Consider the following 23,448-nt stretch of genomic DNA (forward strand, 5'->3'; position numbering starts at 1 on the left):
TGCGTCTCCGTTTTACCTACGCCATCAACGAGGCGCGACGCGCGGCGTTCCAGAGACGAAAGCGGCGTAGCGGGTAATGCGGCTGCAGTACGTGCGGCTGCGCTGGGCGCTGAGCACTGGCGAGAGGTTCACCGATAAGACCGGCGGCTAGCCCGCACCATTTCCTCGACCCAGTTCATGAGCAGAGTGGCGTAAAGCCGCTGATGGGCGGGATCGCGCATCGCATGGGTCGCTTCGGCGATGATCCTGTGGCTGAACGAGTTCGCGTCCTTGAAGGCTGCCTGATACGAGGCGATGACTTCGGGCGGAATGCGATCGTCCTTGCCCGACTGCACGATGAGAACGTCGCCCTCGAACGCGGCGCAGGCCGAGAGCGCTTTGTCTTCCCGCGGCGTTCGCAGTTGCTGTCGATAGGCGCGCACCGCGTCCTTATCGAGCTTGGCCTTGGGCACGTCCCAATGCGCGTCCGGATAAAGGGCCGGGACACGCAGCGCCAACCAGCGCACGTCACGGATGCTCGTCAGCAGAGCCGACAAATAGCCTCCGTAGCTCGTGCCGATCACGCCGATCGCACCGGGATCGATCAGCGGCTGGGACGCCAAATAGTCATAGGCCGCGGTGACGTCGTCCAATCCGTTCTGCCGGGTGACCTCGTCTCGGCTCGCATCGCTTTCGGCATGGCCTCGAAGGTCGAAAGTGAAACAGATGCAGCCCAGTCGAGCCAGATCCTCGGCCAGGCCCAGGTCTTCTTCCTGATCGCCGCCCCAGCCGTGGACAAACAGAAAGCCCGGCACGGGGGCTTCCGGCGTCAGAAGCGTGCCGGTCAGCTTCTGTCCGTCGACAGACAGTCGGACCCGCCCTTCCTCGACGTCGTCAGGTTCAGTCACGCTGTCCTCGTCACATATTTCGTCATCGGCCCGACCTTGGGGTCCTCACCCCGGAAATAGACCACATCCTCCGGTCCGACATCGGCGAGGCCATACACTTCGACCGTGGCGGTTTCGACCGAAGTCAGCGCCGGCGAGGCCGCGAAGGCTTCAAGCGCGGCGATCTCGGCGCCCGTCGCGCCGCCGACCCGCCAGGACTGCTCCAGCACGCCCACACGCCTTCGCCCGCGTGCATCCTTGCCGGCGAGGACATCGTAGTTCCGGCGGGTCAGGATCAGGTCCGGATAGGCGCGCTGGGCGGCGTCGTCGAACAAAGCGGCGCAACGCACCGCTTCCACCGCCTCGGGGGTCAGTCCGAGGTGGGTCAGTCGATCGAGATCGCCTCTCACGCACCTCAATCGGGATCCGCCGTACACCTCGCGTCCCCTGTGGTCGGTTGTTTCCCGCTGATCGCCGACATAGCTGATGCGCAGTCCGCCGACCGACAGGGTTCCAACGCTGTAGGTTTCGACGCCGAGCAGGTTTTCCTCAAGGACGACGCCGAAGGCGGCGATTTGCGCTTCGTCCTGATCGGCGATGACGGCGACGAGCGCCTCAGGCGTTTCGACGACCGTCTGGCCCAGCCCTGCTTTGGCCAGGACATCCTTGACGCGGACAGGCCCGGTCTCGAGGAGGCGTCGACCAGCTTCGATCGCGTCGGCGACGGAGAAGGCGGTGTAGCCTTCCAGAGCCGCATCGCCCAGACGGTCGGCCATGGTGTTGGACCAGCCGACCGGGCAGGTCGCGGACCGATCGATCAGGCCGTGCGTGATCGCCTTGGTTGCGATGAAGCGGTGTGGAACGCGGCCGCCCAACAGATTGCCAGCGGTGAAGACCGTGCGCGAGGTCATGTCTTCTCCGATCAGGGTGTCGCGAGGCACCAGCAAGACGTCGGGTCCGACGTCTTCCGCGTCTTCAACCACATCAATGATCGGGAGCCGCAGAAGGCGCGCCAGGCGAGAGACCAACATCGCTCTGGACGCCTGATCGTGCAGATTGCCCGGATTGTGCCCGTCCGGATCGAACAGCGCGATGCCGGCAAGGGCGGCCGCATTGGTGAATGAAGGCATCGGGGCGACGCCCGATGGATTGACGATGGTCATGGCGGTCAGCGCTCCCTGCCAAGGGTCAACCCCAAGAGCGGGCAACGGTTCAGCACGCAAACCCTTCTTTTTGCGGGCCCCCGAAGTCGTCGTCGGGAAGACAGGCCGACGCCCGACGGGGCAGAAATCAGGATTGGAAACGTCCTATGCCTGCACGGCTTTACCACTGTAGAGGTGCGTTTTCGCACACAGGAACGGTGACCCAGGGGGCGTCGTTGCCCACCCATGAGCGACTTGACAGCCAATATCGTGGGTACAGCGGCGGCGGTCTGCTCGATCACGAGCTTTGCGCCCCAAGCCCTCAAGATTTGGAAAGAACGCGACGCGTCTTCGGTCAGCCTCAAGACCTATTCGCTCACCGTCACCTGTTTCATCCTCTGGGTTGTCTATGGCGTCATGACCCGAGCCTGGCCGGTGACTGTGTCGAACAGTTTTGCCTTGGTCATGGCGGCCTGCGTCCTGATCATGAAGTGGCGGTTTCGCGATGGCGATCCTGACGAGCACTAGGCTGCTTCTACCGGCTATCGCGTATCCTTCGCCTTGCCCGTGCCTGTCAGAAATGGCCCGGTACGACCGGTATTGCTGAGGCGAGCCATGCAGACGTGCTAGTTGTCCGATCAACAAGCGGCAGCCATGGACGATCGGTCAGCCATTCCGAGACAGCGCGGACCGTTCGAGATCGACATTGACCCCGGTCAAAAGGCGTCAGCCGAAGAGCCCGTGCAGCCACCAGCTGAGATCGCCGGTCAGAGGCTGTTCGCCATCGCCGCGTCGAAAGACCCAGAAGCGGTGGCCAGCCTCGTCCTCCAGCTGGAAATAGTCGCGCACCGCATCACGTTCGCCGTCGCGCCGCCACCATTCGCCAAAGATCCGCTCAGGGCCGTCAGCGCGCCTGACGCGATGACGAACGCCGCGCCAGCTAAAGGCGACCGGCGGCTGATCGGGCAGAAGCGCTACGGCCTCGATGGCTTCGGGTTGGGCGAGCAACCGGGAAGGGCGCGGCCAGCGTCGCGTCCAGGTTTCCGGCACCGGCGGCGCGGTCGGCGGCAGTTTGCGGATCGAGCGTTCCGGCACGTCGCTCTGCGCGGGGGCCAGTCGATACAGGTTCTGCGGGCCGAGACGATTGGCGAGCAGATCGACGAGATCGCCGATGTCCGGCGTCGCCGGGCCGCCCAGATCGCCGGAACTCGGCGACCAGTCCAGCGGTAGGACGACCGGTGCGGCCAGAACCATGGCCTCCACGCCGAGGCCAGGATCAATGGTTTCGATCTTGTCACAGAGCAGGCGGGTGAGCCGCCCGACATCGCGGACAGCGCGCGCCAGGCCGACGCGGATGGCCTCGGTCCGGTTGTCGATCCGTTCAAACCGCAGGTCGAGCCGGGACGCGCCAAGCCCCTGAGCCTCGAGCGCCTCGCTCAGGGCTTCCACCAGTTTGAGCGTGTAGCGGGCCAGGGTCTCGGGCGCGCCGATCGGCTCGGCGAAGACCCGCCGGACCTGGATCAGCTCCGGGGCGTCGATCGGGGTGATCGGCTCTTGGGCGCGTCCGTAGGCCTGATCCAGGCGACGGATCAGCTCCGGTCCGAAGCGCAGGGCCAGAGACGCGCGAGGCTTGGCCTCCAGTTCGCCTATGGCGTCGATCCCCAGACGCCCCAGGCCATCGACCATGTCGGCGGGCAGGCGCAAGGCGCGCAAGGGCAGGCGACGGATGGCAGGCCCCCCGCGCGCGACGACGATCGTCGGTTCGGCGAGGTTGCGGGCCAAGGCATGGGCGGCGCCCCACGTGTCGGCGAGGGCGGCGTGGGCGCCCAGGCCGACAGCGGCGGTCTGGGCGATCAGATCCTCGAGCAGGCCCTCATCGCCGCCGTAGCGATGACCGGCCCCGGTGACGTCGAGCACAAGGCCGTCCGGCGGGTCGGCGGCCACGATCGGCGCATAGCGGCGCAGCGCCCAGAGGGCGAGCTGGTCCAGGGCGGCGGCGTCCCCGGCGGGGTCGAAGGGATGGACGACGAGATCGGCGACCAGGGCCCGGGCCTGGGTCGCGGCCATGCCGGGATGCAGGCGATGGGCGCGGGCGGCAAGGTCGGCGGCCATCACCACGCGTTTGCGGCCCTGGCGTCCGACCAGGACCATCGGCGTGTCAGGCGACGGCGCGTCGGGTCCAAGCCGGCGTCGCAGCCGATCGGTCGGCCAGGTGGGGAGGTAGAGCGAGACGACCCGTCTCATCGCAGGCTTCCAGTTCGAAATCCGCACAGGCTCCGGCGCGGCAACGGATCAGCTCGACAAACCAGCGCGGGCGGCCGACGCCGGGCACGGGCAGGGGGGTGGAGGGCAGGGCGGTGACCCGCCAGCGGGTGGCGGCGGCGGTCGGCTGGCCGAAGTCCGCCGCCTCGGCCTGACGACGCCATCTTCGGACCGCCAGACCGAGCGAGCCCGTGTCCTCGGCGACCAGCTGCAGCCGCCTCGACGCCGTCATGGACAGACGGGCGACTTCGCCCACGACGGCGCCGAAGCCGCCGTGACGCAGGCCGTCCTCGAAGGCGGCCAGCAATCCGGCCTCGTCGCCGGCCTCCACATAGATGACCCGGTTCGAGGATAGTCCCGCCTGCTCCAGCGCCGGCGCGAACAGGTCCGGGCGTGTTACGCACCAGAGCACCGGTCCCTGGGTGCGCGCTGCGACACCGGCCGCAAACAGAGCCGCGACCGCGCCGTCGATGGCCCCGTCGCCGCCGCCGGCCACCTCATGCAGCGCGCCGAGCGGCAGGCCGCCGGCAGGCAGCCGGCGATCGAGCGCGGCCAGGCCGAACGGCAGCACGCCGCCAGGCGGCCGTCGACCCGCCTCGATGCGTGCGATCTCCGCGCGGAGCGCCTGGAAGGATGGGGAGGCGGCGGACATGTTCTCTTGAAACCGAACGCGAACTGAACGTTCCTCATTTGTTCTTATTCGAGCGTGTGAGAGTCAAGGCGGATCGCGACGGCGTTGTGGATCGCCCTGTGGGCGGCGCCATCCCGGTTCGCTGTGCGTTGTCCCGACGATGACGCAGCCCCTCCGATACCCCACCACGCCCGACGGCCGCTATTTCGTGGTGCGAGGCCGGCTGTGGCGGTGCTCCAATCCTGCTCTGTCGGCGGAGGCGAGGGACGATCTGGTGCATGATCTGATGTCGGCGCGCCGGGCGGTGCGGACGGCCCTGGCGGCTGGGGATACGGACGCTTTGGCCGGAGCGCGGCGCAGCGTCGACAAGGCCAAGGTTGGATTGGGGGAGCGGGGCCCGGTGTGGTGGACCGACGGCTCGCCGGATCTCAATCGGCACATGGCGCGAAACACCCCCTATGCAGACTGGTTCGCCAGTCTGGGCGAGACGGGCAAGTGACGACAGCTCTCGACCGTTTTGTCCTAGCTCAAGACCCCGTGTTCGAAACGGCGATGGCCGAGCTCGCGACGGGTCGCAAGACAAGCCACTGGATATGGTTCGTCTTCCCCCAGGCCCGGTCGTTGGGACGGTCTTCGACGGCTGCCTTCTATGGCATCGGATCGCTCGCGGAGGCGCAAGCCTATCTGCTGCATCCCGTTCTAGGGGCGCGTCTCATCCGCGCTGCCCAGAGCGCGACCACGGCGCCGGCGACCTCATCGCATCAGCTGTTCGGATCGCCCGACGATCTCAAATTCCGATCATCGATGACGCTATTCGCCGCCGTGGCGGCCGATCCGACCGTGTTCGACGCGGCGCTCGCACGCTGGGGCCTTTCGCCTGATCCGTTGACCGCAGACCTTGTATCGATCGCCAGAGCGGGACCGGATCGTCTTTAATCAAATATCGGCCGCTTTACGTGGCCTAGGCGTCGATAACTGACAAAGCGCCGTCGGGCAGCGGGCGCTGAAGCGCCTTGGCCGTTTCCCACGGCGCGGTCATCCAGGCCTCGATCTCGTCGGACTGCGTCAGGATCACCGGCATGGCCTTGGGGTGAACCGCGCCGACCTCGGCGTTGGGGTCGGTCGTCAGAAAGGCGAAGACATCGATCGTCTCCATGCCGGTCTTGATCTTGCGGACGCTGGTGTGGGCTTGGAGGTGGATGCCGGCGAAGAAGGCGAGCGGCTTGGGTTCGTCTCCCGCAAGCTTGAACCAGACGGGTTGGTATTTTCCGGCCGCGTCACGGCCCGGTTCGCTGAAGGCGGTGAAAGGCACCAGACATCGCGATGCCGGCGACAGATGTGGGCGCCAATGGCTGGAGCTGGTGTTGCGGACGTTGGTCGTGCCGCTGCCGGGTTCGAATTCGAGGATTTTCTGAATGTCCACCTCGCCGCCTTTGGCGCGCAACTTGTCGGCGCGCTTTGTGGCATTGTCGAAGATCATCTTCTGGGATGACGGCATGCCCCAGCGCGCCGAAGCCAGAATTCGCTCTGCGCCCTCCCAGCGCACGATCGGCGCCGGATAGTCAGGATAGAAATCGCCCGGCGCGAGGTTGCCGACGGTCGATCGCATGGCGTTCGCCGCGTGCAGTATGGCCTGGGGCCCAGAGCGCTGGCGGTAGAGGTTGCACATCAAGCTCTGGCCTTTTTCAGATCGGCAGCCAGGGATTTGCGGTCCGCCTCATAGGTCGCCTCCGCCTCCTGACGCGCCTGGTTCAGCGCGGCCTGTCGTTCTTCGAAATCAGCCATCTCGGCCTGACGGCGTTCGTCCAGATCGGCCAACGCCGTCTTCAGCTTTTCGATCTTGGCGGCCTTCGCCCTGGACGGTCCCGGAGGTTTGGCGGGCTTGGCCTTGCCGATCTTGCCAACATCGATAGTGAGGCCCCGCTCGATGACCTCGCCAGGAGAGGCCAGGGCGGCCTCGTAATCCGGTCCGCCGGTAAGCTGGCTAGCCAGGCCGGTGGCGAACAGATCCTGTTTGGAACCCCAGGCCTCCAACGCCTTGGGTCGCGACGTGGTGGCGACTGTGAAGGCATGGAAACCGTCGGACCAGGTGAAGACCTTCAGCTTGGCCGCCATGTCAGTCGATCAGTCCGCGACGTTGCATGTCTATGATGATGGGATCGGTCAGCGAAGCGATGACCTCCATGTCAAAGGCGTCCTCCGCTTCCGTCTCATCGGCAAACGAGCGTGGTTGGTTCTGGCGTAGGGTTGAAAGCCGCCAGGACGACTGGACCACCTGCTGCCGTGCCAGATGCTCGATGCGTTGAAGGCGAACGCCGGCGCGTGATCTGATGAGGGTCTTGCGTGTCGCCATCAGTCGGTCCTCCCAGCCGAACCCTGACACGCAGGTCGGCGAATGTGGAGTCGCGACTGTGCATGGGACTAGTCTGCGTAAGCGCACAACTTGTACGGCGCCAGATGGGTCTGCCGTCCCCACCCGCGACATTTGTTCCACCCATGGCCACGCTTGAAAATCTTCCATCTTTCACGAGCGCCTAAAGGCGAGCGAAGCCCAGCGTTCACACAAATCAAATCGTTGGCAAAACGATTCCACCCAATGGGGGCCGATAGGAAAATCATCCTGTGCAGGATGATGCACACATTACGCACACCTGTGTAGGGTACAAGTCACTGTATTCTATTGTGAAAACCCGGGCGCAAAATAGGTCAGAAGTGACCCACAACGTCGCTATGTCTATTTACCATGCCAAATCAGACATTTAAGTGGGTTGCCGACAATCCATATCTACTGGAGAAAATCAGTGGCTACGCGACGCCCCCGCATTCAAGCTTACATCGAATATGACGTTTACCGTCGGGCGGAAAACCAAGCCAAGCGGCTGGGGAAGACCATGAGCGAGCACGTCTCGGACGCGTTGGTCGCCTACTCACCTGACATGACGGAGTGGTCTGCCAAGCAGGCCGGCTATCAGACAATGATGACCTTAAGCCTCACGCTTGCGATGGCGAAAAGGACGATGAGCGAAAGTGACATTCGGCAGGCGAGAGAAGTTGCGGGCCAAGCTGCCGAGATCGTGTTCGGTCGGTTGGGAGAACGTCCTTTCCATCCCAGATCAGAAATCCCAGAAGATGATCGTATGGCGGCCCTTTTTGAGGCTTTCAGATTTGACTGAGTTCGACGAAGCCCGACTGCTTCGCGAAAGGGCAGGGAGCCGCATCGAATAGCTGATCGGGCTGGCGTGTTCCGGCGGCGCATTCTCTTTCATTGCCATCGGACCCGCTTCTGGCTGGGCCGGTGTGTGTCATTGGCTGGCCGTGGCTGTGGTGGTGTGTTCTCGAGACAATAGGCCAGCACGGCCTGGGGTACGCGGGTATTCGGCGAATCGGGCTCAGGACCGAAGTCGTCCCGCTTCATGCGCCAGTATCCGGGGCTGTGCTGCCAGGACCTGACGCGATGGAACCATTGCACCTCAGCAGGGGGCCGGCTTCTCAGGAACAGATCGTCGGCCGATGGCAGGTAGGCTTCCCAGCCTCGCTTCTCGGTGAGCCAAGTATGGGCCGCCCCCATGAACCGCCCGTCTTGGTCCTTGGCGTCAGGGGAGGCCGCCACGAAAGCACCGACGGCGATCCGGAGCGACAGAGCAGGGGTTCCCTCGCTCACGATGCTGGCCACGGCTTCGCGGATCTTGGACTTGTTCGATCTGCTCGCCGAGCCCTTCGGCATCATCGCGAAAATGCGGTCGGCTTCGCTCTCCTCGTCACGAGACAGCGCAGCACTTCTTTCAAAGAGTTCTCTCAAAGGGTTAGGCGGAACTGGAGTTCCGGTCTCTCTGGAACTGGAGTTCCGGTCTTGAGGGGTAAGGGCGGAACTGTGGTTCCGGTCATGACTGGAACTGGAGTTCCGGTCTTTTAGGATCAGTCGGTACCTATCGGGCCGATGGAAACCTCCCGTCTGGATATCGAGATGCCCTTGGGTGTGGAGGATCTTGAGCAGCTTTCTGATCTGACGATCGGACACACCGGCCATCTCGCCGAGGGTGGCTTGGCTGGGCCAGGCATCGCCGGTTTCGCGGTTCAAGTGGCGGGCGATGCCGAACGCGACCGCGAAAACTGTGGCGCTTAGCTCACCATCATCCTGCACCTGCTCCAGCCACGCGAGCTTGTTGGCGGTGAAACGGTCAGACATGAGCAAGTCGCACCGTGAACGCTTGCGGAACAGAGTGTGGGGGATTTTGTGACGCGGTCCCTCCGGATTGTGTCGCACAGACCCTGTTTGTTCCGGTTCGTTGGCTCTTGCCGCAACGATGAAACGCCCCTAGAAGGCCCGTCCTACCTCGATGCGGATGTGGCGGAACTGGTAGACGCACTGGATTTAGGTTCCAGCGCCGAGAGGCGTGGAGGTTCGAGTCCTCTCATCCGCACCAGACAAAAAAGGCCCCGGAGCGATCCGGGGCCTTTCTTTATTCTTGGCCTATCGCCCTTGCGGGCTACTTGACGCCGATAGGTGGGCCTGCCGCGCTTGGTGCGACAGGCCCGGTTTGGTCTTAGCTGATTGGCGGCACGGGCGGCGGCGGGACGTCGCGGTCCGTTTCGTGAACCTCGACCAGACCGCGACCCAGGTGGCTCTTGCGATAGCCATACAGGAAGTAGATCACCAGGCCGATGCCGCCCCAGATCGGCAGCACCATCTTGGCGTCGTGCGGCAGATTCCAGAACAGGAAGGCGCAGCCGAACGCCGACAGGGGCGCGAACACCCAGATCAGCGGCGTACGGAACGGACGGCGACGGTTCGGATCCTTGACCCGCAGCACCAGCACCGCGATCGACACCATGAAGAAGGCGAACAGGGTGCCCGAGTTCGAGATGTCGGCCAGCTGACCGACCGGGAACAGGGCGCCGGCGATGGCGACCGCGATGCCGGTGGCGGCGGTCACGATATAGGGCGTCTTCCACTTGGGATGGATCTTGGTTAGTCCTTCCGGCAGCAGACCGTCGCGCGCCATCACGAAGAAGATGCGGGTCTGACCGAAGATCATCATCAGGATGACCGACGGCAGGGCCAGCAGGGCGGCGGTGCCAAGGGCGTTGCCGATCTGGGGGTGACCAACGACGCGCAGAACGTGAGCCAGAGCCTCGTTGGAGCAGACCAGCATTTCGGCGTTGGAAGGCAGGGCGCAGGCGGCGACGAAGGCAGGCGAGCCCGGCTGAACAGCTTCACCGGCGGCGCCCAGAACTGGCTGAGCGCCGATGGCGCCGGCGGCGCCGAGCGCGACCAGCAGATAGAAGACCGTACAGATGGCCAAAGAGCCAATCAGGCCGATGGGTACGTTGCGCTGTGGGTTCTTGGTCTCTTCGGCTGCCGTCGAAACGGCGTCGAAGCCGACATAGGCGAAGAAGATTGAGGCCGCGGCGCCGACGATGCCCATCCCCGAGTATTGGCCGAAAAGGCCATTGGGAGCGAACGGCGACAGGTTAGCCGACTTAATGACAGGCAGGGTGATGACGATGAAGACCGTCAGGGCGACGACCTTGATCGCGACCAGGATTGCGTTGACCCGGGCCGATTCCGTGGTGCCGACCATCAGCAGAGCCGTCACCAGCAAGGCCACGACAATGGCGGGGATGTTGACGATCCCGGCCGAGAAGTCAGGCGTGGGGATGAAGCCGTTCATCGACCAGGTCGGCCCGGCGGACAGGAGGTCGGGGAAGTCGAACTTGAACCCGTTCTCTATCAGCCCAAGCACATAACCCGACCATCCGACCGACACGGCGGAGGCCGCCACGGCGTATTCCAGGATCAGCGCCCAACCGACCGTCCAGGCCAGCAGTTCGCCCATCACGGCGTAGGTGTAAGTGTAGGCTGAGCCCGAAACCGGGGCCATCGAGGCCAGTTCGGAGTAGCAGAGCGCTGCGACCGCGCAGACGGCCCCGGCGATGACGAAGCTGATCATCATGCCCGGTCCGGCTTTTTGGGCGGCCGAAGCGGTCAGGACGAAGATCCCGGTGCCGATGATGGCCCCGATCCCCAGAAGCGTCAGTTGAATAGGACCAAGCGACCGGTGAAGCGACTTCTTCTCGGCCGTGGCAAGGATCGCGTCGAGCGACTTAACGCGCCACATAAAATACCCCCACGTTTTGATGCAGCCCCTCGGCTGCTTGGGGCGGACGCTAGCGACGGATGAGGCGGCGCGCAACGCGCATGACGGGGTGGTTAAGGCGCGACGACGCTTTCGTGATCACACGTCGGCAGGCTAGAGGCGACGCATGCTGCCCATCCACGCCGTTCTGGAACCGCTGAAAGCCGCTCTGAGCGCGGGCAATACGGCCGTGCTGGCGGCGCCGCCGGGGGCGGGCAAGACGACGGTCGTGCCGCTGGCCCTGCTGGATCAGCCCTGGCTGGAGGGCAAGGTGCTGGTGCTGGAGCCGCGACGCCTGGCCGCACGGGCGGCCGCCGACCGGATGGCTGCGACCTTGGGCGAACAGCCAGGCGGGACGGTGGGCTATCGCACCCGGCTGCAGAGCCGTATCGGGCCGAACACGCGGATCGAGGTGATCACCGAGGGCGTCTTCACGCGAATGATTCTGGACGATCCGGGGCTGGACGGCGTGGGCGCGGTCTTGTTCGACGAGTTCCATGAACGCAGCCTGGACGCCGACCTCGGGCTGGCGTTGGCGAGAGACACGCAAAAGCTGCTGCGCGAGGACCTGCGGCTGCTGGTCATGTCCGCGACGCTAGATGTGGTCGGGGTCTCGCGCCTGCTCGACGGCGCGCCGATGATCGAGGCCGAGGGACGGGCCTGGCCGGTCGAGACCCGGTATCTGGGCCGCAATCCGTCCGAACGGTTCGAAGAGGCGGTGGCGCGCGCCTGCCTGACAGCGCTGGGCGAGGAGACGGGGTCGGTGCTGGTCTTCCTGCCAGGGCAGGGTGAAATCCATCGGGTCGCTCGGCTTGTGAACGAGCGGCTGCGGCTACCGAACATCGATGTCGTGCCCCTGTACGGCGGACTGGACCGGGCCGAACAGGACCGGGCTATCGAACCGGCGGCTGTGGGGCGGCGCAAGCTGGTGCTGGCGACCTCGGTCGCGGAAACCAGTCTGACCATCGAAGGCGTGCGGGTCGTGATAGACGGCGGCCTGTCGCGCGTGCCGCGATTCGAACCCTCCAGCGGTTTGACCCGGCTGGCGACGGTCAAGGTCAGCCGATCCTCCGCGGAACAGAGGCGCGGCCGGGCCGGGCGCACCGAGCCGGGCGTTTGCTACCGCCTGTGGGATGAGGAACAGACGCGCGGGTTGGTCCCGCATCAACGGCCGGAAATCCAGGAGGCGGACCTGACCGGGCTGGCCCTGGACCTGGCCCGGTGGGGCGCACGCTCGGCGGAGGGGCTGGCCCTGCTCGACCCGCCGCCGGCTGGAGCCTTGGCCGAGGCGCGCAAGGTGCTGACACGGTTGGGGGCGCTGGATGCCGATGGCGGACTGTCGAAACACGGGCTTAGGCTGACCAAGATTCCGCTGTCGCCGCGGCTGGGCCATATGGTGGCCGTGGCGTCCGACGCCGGCGACGCGATGACGGGCGCACGGATCGCGGCGGTGTTGAGCGAGCCGGGTCTGGGCGGATCGAGCGTCGATCTGGCGGATCGCCTGATCGGGCTGGAGCGCGATCGGACGCAGAAAGCGCGCGATTCGATCAAGCTGGCGGAGCGCTGGGCGCGCGCGGCGGGCGGCAGATCGGGACGGACGATCGATCCTGGACTGCTGCTGGCCGAGGCCTTTCCCGAGCGGATCGCAAGGGCGCGGGGCAAGACGGGTGAATACCTTCTCGCCAGCGGGCGAGGGGCCGTGCTGGAGGCGACCGACCATTTGGCGCGTGAGCCTTGGTTGGCGATCGCCGATCTTGGCGGCGGCGATACGCGCGACCGGGTGCGACTGGCGGCGGCGCTGGCGGCGGACCGGATCGACAGCGATTTGGCGGGCCTGATCTCGACGGAGGACCGGCTAGCGCGCGAACCGTCGGGGCGGTCGGTGATCCGGCGCTCGCGGCGCATCGGGGCCATCGTGCTGGACGAAAAGATTGTCGGCGCGCCGGATGCGAAGACCCTGACTGCCGCCCTTCGGGCCGAGATCGAGGCGGATGGGCTGGGCGCGCTGAAATGGGGCGAGCAGGCGTCGGGACTGCGCGCACGGCTGGCCTTTCTACACGCGCGCGACACAGCCTGGCCTGATGTGTCGGACAATGCCCTGCTAGCGGCGCGTGAGGACTGGCTGTGGCCTTTGCTGGACGGGGCCCAGTCGCTGGAGGGGATAGCTGACGCTCGTCTGGCCGAGGCCCTGCGCGGACTGATCCCTTGGGACCTACAGCGGCGGCTGGACGAGCTGGCGCCCCCGCGTCTGGTCACGCCGCTAGGCTCGGCGGCCATCGACTACGCCGCCGAGGGCGGGCCGCGCGTGGATATTCGCGTGCAGGAGCTGTTCGGCGTGACGACGCATCCGACTGTCGGCGGCGTGCCGTTGACCCTGGCGCTGTTGTCGCCGGCGCGACGGCCGGTGCAAGTCACCAAGGACTTGCCGCGCTTCTGGTCGGGCTCTTGGGCGGCGGTGCGGGCGGAAATGCGCGGCCGCTATCCCCGTCATCCGTGGCCGGAAAATCCCGCCGAGGCGCAAGCGACGAACCGGGTCAAGCCGCGCGGTACCTGATCGCCTTGACGCGGCGGCCGGGAAACGGGCATCGCTGGGACAACCGGGAGAAGAAGATGTCCGACGTCCTGCCGAAGAACTCCACCGGCCGCGTGCTGTTCGCCAGCCTGATCGGCACGACGATCGAGTTCTTCGACTTCTATATCTACGCCACGGCGGCCGTTTTGGTGTTCCCGACGCTGTTCTTCCCGGGCGAGGATCCGGGGACGGCGCTTCTGTCGTCCTTCGCGACCTTCTCCATCGCCTTCTTCGCGCGGCCCATCGGCGCCTTGGCCTTTGGGCATTTTGGGGATCGGGTGGGACGCAAGGCGACGCTGGTCGCGGCGCTGATGACGATGGGCCTGTCGACCGTGGCGATAGGCCTGTTGCCGACGCACCAGCAGGTCGGCCTGCTGGCGCCCCTGCTTCTGGCCCTGTGCCGGTTCGGTCAGGGGCTGGGCCTGGGCGGCGAGTGGGGCGGGGCGGTGTTGCTGGCGACAGAGAACGCGCCGCCCGGAAAGAAGGCCTGGTTCGGCATGTTTCCCCAACTGGGCGCGCCCATCGGCTTCATTCTGTCCACCACATCCTTCATCGTCCTGACATCGACGATGAGCGAGACCGCGTTCGAGGGCTGGGGCTGGCGCATCCCGTTCTTGGCGAGCGCCGTACTGGTGTTCGTCGGCCTGTGGGTGCGGCTGAAGATCACCGAAACGCCCGAGTTCCAGAAAGCCGTGGATCGCGACGAGCGCGTGAAGGCGCCGGCCGTGACCCTGTTCGCCCATCACAAGGCGGCGCTGGTTCTGGGCACCTTCAGCGGCGTGACGACCTTCACCCTGTTCTATTTGATGACCGTCTTCGCCCTGGGCTGGGCGACGACGGGAATGGGGCTGGCGCGGGCCGATGTGCTGCCGATCCAGTTGATCGGCGTTCTGTTCTTCGCCGCCTTCATCCCCGTGACAGCCTTGCTGGCGGATCGATACGGGCAGGTCAGGGTGCTGATCGCCTCGTCCGTGGGAATCGGCTTGTTCGGCTTTCTGTTCGCGCCGCTGTTCGGGGGCGGTCTCAGCGGCCTGCTGATCTTCTTTGCGCTGGGGTTCGCCCTGATGGGCTGCACCTATGGCCCCATCGGTGCCGCCATGGCGCGGCCGTTCCCGACGGCGGTGCGCTACACCGGCGCGTCGATGGCCTTTAATCTGGCGGGCATCCTGGGCGCATCGCTTGCGCCTTACATTGCGCTGAAGCTGGCCGAGCGATTCGGGCCGGGAGCCGTCGGCGGCTATCTGGCGATTTCGGCCCTGGTCACCATCGCGGCCCTGTGGGGCATGGGCCGGGTGGCGCCGGAGGAGAAGCGCTAGGCTTCGTCCGTCGCGGCATAGACCATGATGCCAGTGGCGATGGCCAGGTTCAGGCTGTCGGCCCGGCCGCGCATCGGGATTTTGACGTTGACGTCGCAGGCGGCGGCCAGGTCGTCAGTCAGTCCTGCCTGCTCATTGCCCATCAAGATAAGCGACGGCTGTTGCATGACGGCTGAACGATGGCTGACCTTGGCGTCCAGTCGTGTGCCGACGACGCTGCCGGGCCAGGTCTTGCGCCAGGCCAGGAAGGCCTCGGGCGTCGTCTTGGTGATCGAGACGGCGAAGACCGAGCCCATGGTCGCGCGCACGGCCTCGACCGAATAGGGATCGACGCAATCGCCGATCAGGATGACCCCGCCGCAACCGGCCGCGTCCGCCGTGCGGATGATGGTGCCGAGATTGCCGGGATCGCGCACCTGCTCCAGCGCGACCCAGCAGGGCGCCGAGGCGGGGTTCAGGCTGTCTAGCGGCGCATAGGCCTGTTCGAACACGCCGAGCACGGTCTGCGGATTGTCGCGGCGGCTGATCTTTTCAAGGATGGCGTGGGTGACGACGATAATGTCGCCGCCCGCCTTGAGCGTTGCGGCTTTGGCGCGATCCAGCAGCGAATGAGGACGGGCGTCCTCGCCGACCAGCAGCATCCGGGGCGCGCGCCCCTGGTCCAGCGCCTCGCCGATGAATTTCAGACCTTCGGCCAGGAAGGTGCCGGTCAGGTCGCGTTCCTTGCGCATATGCAGGGCGCGGACGCCCTTGACCGTGTCGTTGGTCAGGGAGGTGATGACGCGTTCGGTCATTGGCTCCACCGCGCGAAGAAGGACAGGCCGATGGCGCGGGCGTCAGGGCCGTCTTCGGACAGGGCCAGTTCGCCCCAGTCGACCCGGCCGCCACGATCCTGGGTCGCCTCGACCATAAGATGCGCCAAGGACAGGCCGGAAACGCGGGCCGCGTAGGCGTTCAGCAGCAGGAAGTCGGCATCGTCCGCCAGCAGAGAGGCGCAGTCCTTGAGCAGGCCCGGCATATCCTCGAACAGGCGCCAGACTTCACCCGTAGGGCCGCGCCCGTATTTCGGCGGGTCCAGGATTATGCCGTCATACTTCGAGCCGCGACGAACTTCGCGCGCGACATATTTGCGGGCGTCCTCGACAATCCACCGAATTGGATGCTGGGCCAGTCCCGACTGTTCGGCGTTCTCGCGGGCATAGGCGACAGACTTCTTGGAGGCGTCGACGTGAGTGACCGCTGCACCCGCGGCTGCTGCAGCCAGGCTGGCGACGCCGGTATAGCCGAACAGGTTCAGGATCTTCGGCGCGCGGCCGGCCGAACGTGTGAAGTCACGCACCCGTCCGTCCAGCCATTCCCAATTGGCCGCCTGTTCAGGGAAGAAGGCGAGGTGGCGGAATGGGGTGAAGCGGCCGGTGAACTTCACATCGCGCCATCTCAAAGGGAAGGCGTCGATGGGGCCGTACTCGTCGAACCGCCAGCGACCGCTGTCTTCTTCTTCCTGCTGCGGATCGAATGTCGCTGTGGCGTCGTCGAAGGCGGCCGGATCGCGGGGCGACCAGAAACACTGCGGCTCGGGCCGGACGACGGTGTAGCGGCCATAGCGCTCCAGCTTCTTGCCGTCGCCGCTGTCCAGCAGGGCATAGTCCGACCAGCCGGAGGTCACGAGCGTTTCGGGAGTTTTGGAAAGGACGGGCGCCATCGTCGGGCTGATAGGCGCTCAGGCCGCCTCGCGTCCAGCGTCCAGCGCCACGACCGTCAATTCCGGCATCTGATCGTCGCGATCGTGCGGGGTCTTGTCCCAGACGTGCGGTTCGACCGCCAGCCGCCAGGCTGCATGGACAAAGGCGAGGCTGAGCAGCGCCCAGTATGCCGGCGCAGCCAGCACATCGCCCAGCCGATAATCGAGCCCGGCGCGTCGTGCTCCGACCGCGCAGCTCTTCCAGGCGGCGATGACGCCCAGGGCCAGCACGCCTAGCGAGCCTCCGGGCAAAGGCGGCAAGACGCCGGACAGAGCCCAGACGGCGATAGCCAGAACCAGCCAGGCCAGCGTCGGGGCATGGGCGGCCGCCGAAAGGATCGCCGCGCCCAAGGTCATGACCAGCGACAAGATTCCGCGCCGGCCCAAGGCGTTGGGACGCCGCGTATGCACGCCCCAGGTCTGCATATAACCCTTCAGCCACCGGGCGCGCTGGGGCAGCCACCGGTCCATCGCGCCCGGCGGCGTCTCCCACGTCGGACTGTCGATGACGCCGAGCTTCCAGCCCATCGACCACAGGCGAAAGCCCAGGTCGGCGTCCTCGGTGACATTGTGCGCATCCCAGCCGCCTGCGCCACGCAGCGCCGTCATGCGGATGTGATTGCTTGTGCCGCCAAGCGGAAAGGGCAGGCCGAGCCGCGCCATGCCCGGCAAAGTCACTTCGAACAGGGCCGCATATTCAAAGGCGAACTGCCGATCCAGAAACCAGGAGCCAGGCTTGCCGGATCCTCGGATGCGAAGCGGCGCCTGAAGACAACCCAGCCGGGGCTGGGCGACGAAACGCGCCGCCGCCTGGCGAAGCTGTTGCGGATGCGGTCGGTCCTCTGCGTCATAGATGGTGACCAGATCGCCCCGCGCGTGACCCAAGGCGTAGTTCAAAGCACGCGGCTTGGTCTGGGGGCTGCCCGGCGGTGCGATCAGGATTTTCAGCCACGGCGGTTTGGGCGTCGCCTGGGCTGCGGCCAGTGTGACCTCATCATGCGCCTCCAGCACGATGAACGCCTCCAACCTGTGCGCCGGATAGTCGATCCGGCCGAGGTTGGCGATCAACTGCGAGGTCACAGCCGCCTCATCATAAAGCGCCGCCAGAATGGTGTAGCGCGGCCATTCGATCGGACGCGGAACAGGCGCGGGGCGTCGCAGGCTGGCGATACCGATGACGGCCTTCCACAGCGCGCACACAACGAACGCGGCTTGGAACAACACCAGGGCGACGGTGAGAGCGGTTTGGGGCCAGCGGATTAGCGCCACGGCGGATGTCAGCGTAAGCAGGATCAAGGTCGTGACCTGGAAACCGCTCCACGTGCGTCGTGAGGCGCCATTTCTGCGGGGCCTGATCCCCGGATGCGCCCAATCCTTCACCGCATCCGCCCCCAAAGCGCCACAACCCCTAATCGCTATTTGAAACAACCTTGTTCTGCAAGTCGGTTGGCGTCCGGGACGGATTGTCGCTATTCAGGGCGCCTCACCCGGAGCAGCGGCTTGTCTGAACTTTCGAACGCCTCGCGCACGACCCGAAAGCCCAAGGGCGAAGGCCATTCGCGTAGGGGCGAAATCCTGGCCGCGGCCGAGCGCATCTTCGTCGAGCACGGCTATGAAGGCGCGACGATTCGCAAGATCGCGGACGAGGTCGGGCTGTCGTCGACGGCGCTCTACATGCATTTCCCAGACAAGGGCGCGATCCTGCAGGAAATCTGCCGTGACGCCTTTGCGCGGCTGATCGCATCCAATGCCGCCGTCGCCGATGAGGCCGCGCCGCCCGAGCAGCGGCTGCGGCGGATGATCGAGGGCTACATCGACTTTGGTTTCGCCCATCCCAACGCCTATCGCCTGATCTATCTGACAAGACCGGTCGAGGCGCGAGAGGGCGCCCAGGACGCGGCGCGCGAGCTCGGCTCCAGCCTGTTCACGACATTGGAAGCGACCGTCGGCGACGCCGTGACGGCCGGACGCATGAAAGGCGATCCCGCCACGATCGCCCAGGCGATCTGGGCTGCGGCGCACGGGATCGTGTCGCTCATGATCACAAAGCCCTACTTCCCGTGGTCTGATCGGCAGGCGCTGGTTCGCACGACTTTGGACGCCCTATTCGCCGGTCTGATCGAAGGATGAAGCGTATCTGCGTCGCCTTGGCGGCTCTGGCGTTCAGCAGCAGCGTGGCTGAGGCGCGGCCCTTGCGGATCATGGCGCTGGATCAATGCGCGGATCAATATGTGCTGGCCTTGGCGCCGGACGCGGACCTCGCGCTGTCGCCCCGCGCCGACGATCCGGACGCCTGGCTGCGTCAGCAGGCGGTCGGTCACAAGCGTTTGCGTCCGACACTTGAGGCCGCCGTGGGTTTTCAGCCTGACGTCGTGGTGCGCTACTGGGGCGGCGAGCCGCGCCTACTGTCCGCGCTGACGCAGCGCGGCGTCAAGGTGGTCACAATCGATGATGCGATTGATCTGGAGGGCGTACGACGGAATATCCGGACTGTGGCGCGGGATTTGGGACAGGCTGAGCGCGGACAGACGTTAGAGCGACAGATGGACGGGAAGTTGGCCAAGGCGGCGTCGGTGAAGCGCGCGGCTGAGGCGCCGGGGGCGGTCTATCTGACCTCGGGGGGCTTCACCGCGGGGCCAGGCACGCTGATGGATGCGATGATGCGGGCGGCCGGATTTAGAAATCTGTCGGCTGCGCCCGGTTTTGGCGCACTCAGCGTCGAGCGGATCGCGATGAATCCGCCGGTGCGATTTGTGCTTGGCTTCTTCGATCAGTTGCGCGCCGACCTGCGCGGACCGGGGCGGCATCCGGTTGTCGCGCGAGCGGCCGAGGGCCGAACGGCTTCGCGCCTGCCTGCCGCGACCTTGACCTGCCCCGCGTGGTTCGCCGCCGACGCGGTCGAGATGATGGCCAAGGGGCGGCCGTGAACAGAACGGTTCGGCTGTGCCTGGTTCTGATCGGCTTGATCGTCGCGGCGCTGGCCCTGGCGGTGCTGGCCGGCGAGACGGCGTTCAGCGTCGATCAGTATGCGGCTGCCTTCAGCGATCCGACATCCGGCCCGGCCGAGGTGCTGTGGCAGGTGCGAGCGCCGCGCGCGGTCTGCGCCCTGATCGTCGGCGCGGCCCTGGGGTTGGCGGGCGCAGTGATGCAGGGGCTGTTGCGTAACCCGCTGGCTGATCCCGGCGTGCTGGGCGTGTCGGCGACGGGGGCGCTGGGCGCGGCGCTGGCGATCGTCCTTGGCGCTGCGGCTGTGCCGGGACTGATCGAGCTTTCGGCATTGGCGGGCGCGGCGTTGGCAGGCGGACTGTTGATCGCGGCGTCCAGAGCCATGCGGGCCCCGGAGGCCCTGATCCTGTTCGGGGTGGCGGTGTCCAGTTTCGCAGGCGCGGCGACGGCCTTGATCTTCAACCTGTCGCCGTCGCCGATCGCCTCGGCCGAGGTCATGTCCTGGCTGCTGGGATCGGTGCAGAATCGAAGCTGGGTCGATGTGGCCTGGGTGACGCCGGCCGTTGTCGTCGCGGGGGGCTTTGCTGCCTTGTCGGGCACAGGTCTACGGATGCTGACCCTGGGCGACGAGGGTGCGGCGGCGTCGGGCTTGAATATGGGACGGTTGCGGGCCTTCGCCCTGATCGCGGCGGCCCTGGCAACAGGGGCGGCGGTGGCGGTGGCGGGCGTCATCGGGTTCGTGGGCCTGGCGGCGCCGCATCTGATCCGCGCGGCGGTGCGCGGCGATGCGAAGCGAATCTTGGCGCCCTCGGCGCTGGCGGGCGGGCTGATGCTGATCGTCGCGGATCTGCTGGCGCGACTGACGCCGACGGATCAGGAACTGAAGCTGGGCGTGTTCACCGCCCTGATCGGCGCGCCGCTGTTCGCCCTGATCGCCTGGCGGGCGGCGCGGGAGTGGCGGCTGTGAGCTTGCTGTCGCTGGAGACGGTTCAGGCGCGGCTGGGCAAGGCCGTCGTGCTGGATGGGGTGAGCCTGTCGGTCGCGGCGGGCGATGTCGTGGCTCTGTGCGGTCCGAACGGCGCGGGCAAGAGCAGCGCCATCCGCGCCGCTGTGGGCCTGCTCGAGACGACCGGCGGACAAATCAGGTTGGGCAACTCGGACATCGTCGATCTGTCCCATCGCCAGCGGGCGGAACGCGTCGCCTATCTGCCGCAGGAACGGCGCATCGCCTGGAATCTGCCGGCGGTGGAGGTGGCGGCGCTCGGCGCGCCTTTCCTGTCAGGCGCGGATGCGCTGGCGCGCGCGCGAGCCGCTCTGGACGAAGTCGGCGCCGGTCATCTGGCGGACCGCGGCGTTGCAGAGATGTCAGGCGGCGAGCGTGCCCGGGTTCTACTAGCGCGAGCCCTTGTCGTCGATGCGCCGCTGCTGTTGGCCGACGAGCCGATCGCGGGGCTGGACCCGGATTCGCAGCGTCTGGTGCTGGAGCGCCTGAGGGCGCGCGCTGACAATGGGGCAGGGGTGCTGGTCAGCCTTCACGACCTGACCTTGGCTGCAACCGCGGCGGATCGCATTGTCGTACTGGATCAAGGGCGGGTGGTCGCGGACGCCCCACCGATCCAGGCTCTATCACCCGCCATCCTGCGCGAGGTGTTTGGGCTGGACGGCGCGTGGATCGAGGGGCCGAACGGACCGCTGTTGGCGGCCCGCCGGTCTCAGTAAGCGATATAGGGCCGCGCGCCGGCCGCCGATCCGCGCGAAATGTCGGCCGACGGCGTCAGCGGCGCTGTGCCGCCGTTCAGGCGCGCCTTGTAGACCGCCATGTTCTCCATCACCCGCATCATATAGTTGCGCGTCTCGGTGAAGGGCGCGCACTCGATGAAGTCGATGGTCTTGATCGCATCGCCGCGCGGGTCGCCGCATCGGGCGATCCACTGGCTGGGGCGTGCCGGCCCGGCGTTGTAGCCAACCGTCGCCAGCAACATGGAACCGTTATTCGCGGCCATCAGCTCGCCCAGGTGATAGCTGCCCAGGGTCATGTTGTAGTCGGGATCCCACAACTGCTCGGCGGAATAGCTCATGCCCAGACGGCGGGCGACGCCCGAGGCCGTGGACGGCAGAAACTGCATCATGCCGCGCGCATCGGCGCCGGAGCGGGCGCGGGGATCGAAGCTGGATTCCTGGCGTGTGATCGCCTGGGTGAATTCCAGCGGCGCGGCGCCGACGACCTGGGGCGGGATGCGGACCGGATACATGCGCTCGGGCATGACGAAGCCCCGCTGGCTGGCGGCGCGCCCCACCATCATGGCGGTGAAACCCTCGCCATAGCCGCGCGACAGATCCATCAGCAGGGCCAGGTCGTTGATCGTCGGCAGGTCATTGTCGAGCTGATAGGCGAAGACGCGGAGCAGGCTCATTTCGCCGGTCTCGCCCAAGATGCGCGTGGCGCGGACGATCTCATTGCCTTCGAAGCGGGCGATGTCCGCTTGGGACGGCACAGGCTCGCCCGGCAGCTGAAGCGTGGTCATGCCCGCCTTCTCGGCCGCCAGCTGGCCGTAGAAGGTCTGCCAATGCTGAGCGCCGTTGCGATAGTAGGCGAGGGCGGCGTCGCGTTCGCCGCGCGCCTCGGCGGCGCGACCCAGCCAATAGAAGGCGCGGCCCTGAGTGATCGGCGTGGATGAGGCGGTGCGCAGAGCCTCGAAATGGCGGGCGGCGACCTCGGGCTGGTTCAGCTTGGTCAGGGCGACCCAGCCGGCGAAAAACTCGGCGTCCACCATCCGGTCGCCGGATGTGAAGCCGTGACCGTTCATGGCGTCATAGGCTGCGCGCCAGTTGCCCTGTTGCAGGGCGTCCAGGAAGTAGTTGCGGCGCTCGCTCCACAGGGTGTTGTCGCCGGTCGTATGGCCCGGCGCCGGCGGAAGATTGGCCAGCAGCGCAAAGCCTTCGGACTGGCGATTTTGCGATCGCAGCAGGCGAACACGCTCCAGCACGACCGCCGGATCGGCCGCCTGGGCCGGCGTCAGATTGGCGATGACAGCGTCGGGGCTGTAGGCCGAACGAAGGGTCATCACCGTGTTGGCGATGGCGGCGCGATCGGGCGAGACCAGATTGATCATGCTACGCGTCGCCGGTCCGTGCGGACCTAGCAGCAGCATATTCAGCCGCGCCTCGTGATCGGCGGGGGTCAACCAGGAGCCCCATTGGCTGAGGATACGCGACTGCGGCGCGTCATCGAAGGAGCGGGTGCGCCACCAGTCGCGGACGAGGGCGCGGGCCTCATCCTGGCGGCCGCGCTGCTGCAGCGCGGAGGCGTAGGCGATGGCCCCCTCGACCGTCGTCGGCTTTCCGTCAGACATTAGGGCCAAGGCGGCGTCCACGCCCATGCCGGACCGGTCCAGCACCTTTTCGGCGGCGGCGCGTCGCGATTCGCCGCGCGGCCATCCCGCCAGATCGGCCTGACCGCGCGCGAGGTCCGAGTAGGGCAACTGCTCGCCCGAGGTGTCGATCAGCGCCCATTCGACCAGCTTGCGAGCCGAGGCGTCCCTGATCTGCGACATAGCGGACTGGGCGCCGAACACATCGCGCGCACGGGCCGCCGCCAGCCCCTGACGAAACAGCGCCGTGTCCTGATCGCTCAGCACGCGGCCCTGATAGGTCGCCGAATAGCCGGGGACGGACGAGGACGCCGAAGCATAGGGCACAGGCTGGGTAGGCAGGACGTCCTGCGGGTTCGGCGCAAGGACGGCGAGGGCCGCCGCCAGACTGGTCGCGATCATGATCTGTCCTGTTCCCATTCAATCCCGGTTGCGGCGGAGCCGCTGGCGACCTAACGTCCCGC

Annotated in this window: 23 protein-coding genes and 1 tRNA gene; 11 read left to right on the forward strand and 13 right to left on the reverse strand. The window is 66.4% G+C overall.

Features of this window, described 5'->3' with window-relative positions; translation table 11 throughout:
• Nucleotides 1-128 precede the first annotated feature (128 nt).
• The gene (locus A4249_RS05355; RefSeq protein WP_066551476.1) at nucleotides 129-887 is read right to left on the reverse strand and encodes an alpha/beta hydrolase family protein; all 759 of its coding nucleotides are present in this window, start codon (nucleotides 885-887) and stop codon (nucleotides 129-131) included.
• Nucleotides 884-2,029 carry a DUF3182 family protein gene (locus A4249_RS05360; protein ID WP_066551477.1) on the reverse strand — a complete coding sequence of 382 codons (1,146 nt, stop codon included), beginning with the start codon at nucleotides 2,027-2,029 and terminating at the stop codon, nucleotides 884-886. The genes A4249_RS05355 and A4249_RS05360 overlap by 4 nt, the downstream gene beginning before the upstream one ends.
• Before the next feature lie 225 nt (nucleotides 2,030-2,254).
• On the opposite strand from A4249_RS05360, the gene A4249_RS05365 reads away from it, so the two are divergent.
• Nucleotides 2,255-2,536 (forward strand): SemiSWEET family sugar transporter, encoded by a 282-nt coding sequence (locus tag A4249_RS05365; protein WP_055807903.1) that lies wholly within the window; start codon nucleotides 2,255-2,257, stop codon nucleotides 2,534-2,536.
• 198 nt (nucleotides 2,537-2,734) lie between these two features.
• On the opposite strand, the gene A4249_RS05370 is transcribed toward A4249_RS05365, so the two are convergent.
• Together A4249_RS05370 and A4249_RS05375 are read right to left on the reverse strand one after the other, a co-directional pair.
• The gene (locus A4249_RS05370) at nucleotides 2,735-4,159 is read right to left on the reverse strand and encodes a Y-family DNA polymerase (RefSeq protein WP_231868776.1); all 1,425 of its coding nucleotides are present in this window, start codon (nucleotides 4,157-4,159) and stop codon (nucleotides 2,735-2,737) included.
• Between the two features lie 7 nt (nucleotides 4,160-4,166).
• A complete protein-coding gene (locus A4249_RS05375; RefSeq protein WP_066551479.1) occupies nucleotides 4,167-4,922 on the reverse strand; it encodes an ImuA family protein in 756 nt (251 codons plus the stop codon).
• Between the two features lie 139 nt (nucleotides 4,923-5,061).
• Between A4249_RS05375 and A4249_RS05380 the strand changes: the two genes are divergently transcribed.
• Together A4249_RS05380 and A4249_RS05385 are read left to right on the forward strand one after the other, a co-directional pair.
• Nucleotides 5,062-5,400, forward strand: coding sequence for a hypothetical protein (locus tag A4249_RS05380; protein ID WP_066551480.1), 339 nt, complete (start codon nucleotides 5,062-5,064; stop codon nucleotides 5,398-5,400).
• Nucleotides 5,397-5,837, forward strand: coding sequence for a DUF1810 domain-containing protein (locus A4249_RS05385; protein WP_066551481.1), 441 nt, complete (start codon nucleotides 5,397-5,399; stop codon nucleotides 5,835-5,837). The genes A4249_RS05380 and A4249_RS05385 overlap by 4 nt, the downstream gene beginning before the upstream one ends.
• A gap of 25 nt (nucleotides 5,838-5,862) precedes the next feature.
• Here the strand turns inward: A4249_RS05385 and A4249_RS05390 are convergent, their stop codons facing one another.
• The 3 genes from A4249_RS05390 to A4249_RS05400 are packed head-to-tail and all read right to left on the reverse strand — an operon-like array spanning nucleotide 5,863 to nucleotide 7,254.
• On the reverse strand, nucleotides 5,863-6,570 hold the full coding sequence (locus A4249_RS05390; protein ID WP_066551482.1) for an SOS response-associated peptidase: 708 nt from the start codon (nucleotides 6,568-6,570) through the stop codon (nucleotides 5,863-5,865).
• Nucleotides 6,570-7,016 (reverse strand): hypothetical protein, encoded by a 447-nt coding sequence (locus A4249_RS05395; protein ID WP_066551483.1) that lies wholly within the window; start codon nucleotides 7,014-7,016, stop codon nucleotides 6,570-6,572. The genes A4249_RS05390 and A4249_RS05395 overlap by 1 nt, the downstream gene beginning before the upstream one ends.
• A 1-nt stretch (nucleotide 7,017) precedes the next feature.
• Complete coding sequence (locus A4249_RS05400; RefSeq protein WP_055753653.1) at nucleotides 7,018-7,254, reverse strand: hypothetical protein; 237 nt, start codon at nucleotides 7,252-7,254, stop codon at nucleotides 7,018-7,020.
• 538 nt (nucleotides 7,255-7,792) lie between these two features.
• Between A4249_RS05400 and A4249_RS05405 the strand changes: the two genes are divergently transcribed.
• Entirely contained in the window at nucleotides 7,793-8,074 is a 282-nt protein-coding gene (locus A4249_RS05405; protein ID WP_039245048.1) for a hypothetical protein, read from the forward strand.
• 89 nt (nucleotides 8,075-8,163) lie between these two features.
• On the opposite strand, the gene A4249_RS05410 is transcribed toward A4249_RS05405, so the two are convergent.
• Nucleotides 8,164-9,087 (reverse strand): helix-turn-helix domain-containing protein, encoded by a 924-nt coding sequence (locus A4249_RS05410; protein WP_066551484.1) that lies wholly within the window; start codon nucleotides 9,085-9,087, stop codon nucleotides 8,164-8,166.
• 153 nt (nucleotides 9,088-9,240) lie between these two features.
• On the opposite strand from A4249_RS05410, the gene A4249_RS05415 reads away from it, so the two are divergent.
• Nucleotides 9,241-9,325, forward strand: a tRNA-Leu gene (locus A4249_RS05415).
• Between the two features lie 120 nt (nucleotides 9,326-9,445).
• On the opposite strand, the gene A4249_RS05420 is transcribed toward A4249_RS05415, so the two are convergent.
• Entirely contained in the window at nucleotides 9,446-11,020 is a 1,575-nt protein-coding gene (locus A4249_RS05420; RefSeq protein ID WP_066551485.1) for an amino acid permease, read from the reverse strand.
• Between the two features lie 145 nt (nucleotides 11,021-11,165).
• Between A4249_RS05420 and hrpB the strand changes: the two genes are divergently transcribed.
• Nucleotides 11,166-13,592 (forward strand): ATP-dependent helicase HrpB, encoded by a 2,427-nt coding sequence (gene hrpB / locus A4249_RS05425; protein ID WP_066551486.1) that lies wholly within the window; start codon nucleotides 11,166-11,168, stop codon nucleotides 13,590-13,592.
• Between the two features lie 56 nt (nucleotides 13,593-13,648).
• Nucleotides 13,649-14,926 carry an MFS transporter gene (locus A4249_RS05430; protein ID WP_066554835.1) on the forward strand — a complete coding sequence of 426 codons (1,278 nt, stop codon included), beginning with the start codon at nucleotides 13,649-13,651 and terminating at the stop codon, nucleotides 14,924-14,926.
• On the opposite strand, the gene A4249_RS05435 is transcribed toward A4249_RS05430, so the two are convergent.
• From A4249_RS05435 to A4249_RS05445, 3 genes are read right to left on the reverse strand one after another with little or no spacing between them, the layout of a single operon-like run.
• The gene (locus A4249_RS05435) at nucleotides 14,923-15,720 is read right to left on the reverse strand and encodes a TrmH family RNA methyltransferase (RefSeq protein ID WP_066551487.1); all 798 of its coding nucleotides are present in this window, start codon (nucleotides 15,718-15,720) and stop codon (nucleotides 14,923-14,925) included. The genes A4249_RS05430 and A4249_RS05435 overlap by 4 nt on opposite strands.
• Nucleotides 15,717-16,628, reverse strand: a complete 912-nt coding sequence (locus tag A4249_RS05440; RefSeq protein ID WP_066551488.1) for a class I SAM-dependent methyltransferase — start codon at nucleotides 16,626-16,628, stop codon at nucleotides 15,717-15,719. Before A4249_RS05440 ends, A4249_RS05435 begins: the two co-directional genes overlap by 4 nt.
• Before the next feature lie 18 nt (nucleotides 16,629-16,646).
• Complete coding sequence (locus tag A4249_RS05445; RefSeq protein ID WP_066551489.1) at nucleotides 16,647-17,963, reverse strand: glycosyltransferase family 2 protein; 1,317 nt, start codon at nucleotides 17,961-17,963, stop codon at nucleotides 16,647-16,649.
• Nucleotides 17,964-18,167: 204 nt separating this feature from the next.
• Here A4249_RS05445 and A4249_RS05450 point away from each other — a divergent pair, with 204 nt between their 5' ends.
• Genes A4249_RS05450 through A4249_RS05465 form a run of 4 tightly spaced genes read left to right on the forward strand, consistent with a single transcriptional unit; the run spans nucleotide 18,168 to nucleotide 21,332 of the window.
• Nucleotides 18,168-18,797: a TetR/AcrR family transcriptional regulator gene (locus A4249_RS05450; protein WP_066551490.1), complete on the forward strand. Its 630-nt coding sequence runs from the start codon at nucleotides 18,168-18,170 to the stop codon at nucleotides 18,795-18,797.
• Nucleotides 18,794-19,594 (forward strand): ABC transporter substrate-binding protein, encoded by an 801-nt coding sequence (locus A4249_RS05455; RefSeq protein ID WP_066551491.1) that lies wholly within the window; start codon nucleotides 18,794-18,796, stop codon nucleotides 19,592-19,594. The genes A4249_RS05450 and A4249_RS05455 overlap by 4 nt, the downstream gene beginning before the upstream one ends.
• Nucleotides 19,591-20,580, forward strand: coding sequence for a FecCD family ABC transporter permease (locus tag A4249_RS05460; RefSeq protein WP_082854070.1), 990 nt, complete (start codon nucleotides 19,591-19,593; stop codon nucleotides 20,578-20,580). The genes A4249_RS05455 and A4249_RS05460 overlap by 4 nt, the downstream gene beginning before the upstream one ends.
• On the forward strand, nucleotides 20,577-21,332 hold the full coding sequence (locus tag A4249_RS05465; protein ID WP_066551493.1) for an ABC transporter ATP-binding protein: 756 nt from the start codon (nucleotides 20,577-20,579) through the stop codon (nucleotides 21,330-21,332). The genes A4249_RS05460 and A4249_RS05465 overlap by 4 nt, the downstream gene beginning before the upstream one ends.
• On the opposite strand, the gene A4249_RS05470 is transcribed toward A4249_RS05465, so the two are convergent.
• On the reverse strand, nucleotides 21,326-23,386 hold the full coding sequence (locus A4249_RS05470) for a lytic transglycosylase domain-containing protein (protein WP_197458466.1): 2,061 nt from the start codon (nucleotides 23,384-23,386) through the stop codon (nucleotides 21,326-21,328). The genes A4249_RS05465 and A4249_RS05470 overlap by 7 nt on opposite strands.
• Nucleotides 23,387-23,448 lie beyond the last annotated feature (62 nt).

Origin of the sequence: Brevundimonas sp. GW460-12-10-14-LB2 (assembly GCF_001636925.1) — a bacterium.
GTDB classification, from domain to species: Bacteria; Pseudomonadota; Alphaproteobacteria; order Caulobacterales; family Caulobacteraceae; genus Brevundimonas; species Brevundimonas vesicularis.

Bases quoted from the DNA above. Each gene is read 5' to 3' on its own strand.
- A4249_RS05455 (WP_066551491.1), top strand. From the start codon at position 18,794: ATGAAGCGTATCTGCGTCGCCTTGGCGGCTCTGGCGTTCAGCAGCAGC.
- A4249_RS05390 (WP_066551482.1), bottom strand. From the start codon at position 6,570: ATGTGCAACCTCTACCGCCAGCGCTCTGGGCCCCAGGCCATACTGCAC.
- hrpB (WP_066551486.1), top strand. From the start codon at position 11,166: ATGCTGCCCATCCACGCCGTTCTGGAACCGCTGAAAGCCGCTCTGAGC.
- A4249_RS05405 (WP_039245048.1), top strand. From the start codon at position 7,793: ATGAGCGAGCACGTCTCGGACGCGTTGGTCGCCTACTCACCTGACATG.
- A4249_RS05365 (WP_055807903.1), top strand. From the start codon at position 2,255: ATGAGCGACTTGACAGCCAATATCGTGGGTACAGCGGCGGCGGTCTGC.
- A4249_RS05435 (WP_066551487.1), bottom strand. From the start codon at position 15,720: ATGACCGAACGCGTCATCACCTCCCTGACCAACGACACGGTCAAGGGC.
- A4249_RS05420 (WP_066551485.1), bottom strand. From the start codon at position 11,020: ATGTGGCGCGTTAAGTCGCTCGACGCGATCCTTGCCACGGCCGAGAAG.
- A4249_RS05395 (WP_066551483.1), bottom strand. From the start codon at position 7,016: ATGGCGGCCAAGCTGAAGGTCTTCACCTGGTCCGACGGTTTCCATGCC.
- A4249_RS05440 (WP_066551488.1), bottom strand. From the start codon at position 16,628: ATGGCGCCCGTCCTTTCCAAAACTCCCGAAACGCTCGTGACCTCCGGC.
- A4249_RS05360 (WP_066551477.1), bottom strand. From the start codon at position 2,029: ATGACCATCGTCAATCCATCGGGCGTCGCCCCGATGCCTTCATTCACC.
- A4249_RS05375 (WP_066551479.1), bottom strand. From the start codon at position 4,922: ATGTCCGCCGCCTCCCCATCCTTCCAGGCGCTCCGCGCGGAGATCGCA.
- A4249_RS05400 (WP_055753653.1), bottom strand. From the start codon at position 7,254: ATGGCGACACGCAAGACCCTCATCAGATCACGCGCCGGCGTTCGCCTT.
- A4249_RS05430 (WP_066554835.1), top strand. From the start codon at position 13,649: ATGTCCGACGTCCTGCCGAAGAACTCCACCGGCCGCGTGCTGTTCGCC.
- A4249_RS05470 (WP_197458466.1), bottom strand. From the start codon at position 23,386: ATGATCGCGACCAGTCTGGCGGCGGCCCTCGCCGTCCTTGCGCCGAAC.
- A4249_RS05380 (WP_066551480.1), top strand. From the start codon at position 5,062: ATGACGCAGCCCCTCCGATACCCCACCACGCCCGACGGCCGCTATTTC.
- A4249_RS05370 (WP_231868776.1), bottom strand. From the start codon at position 4,159: ATGGTCCTGGTCGGACGCCAGGGCCGCAAACGCGTGGTGATGGCCGCC.
- A4249_RS05410 (WP_066551484.1), bottom strand. From the start codon at position 9,087: ATGTCTGACCGTTTCACCGCCAACAAGCTCGCGTGGCTGGAGCAGGTG.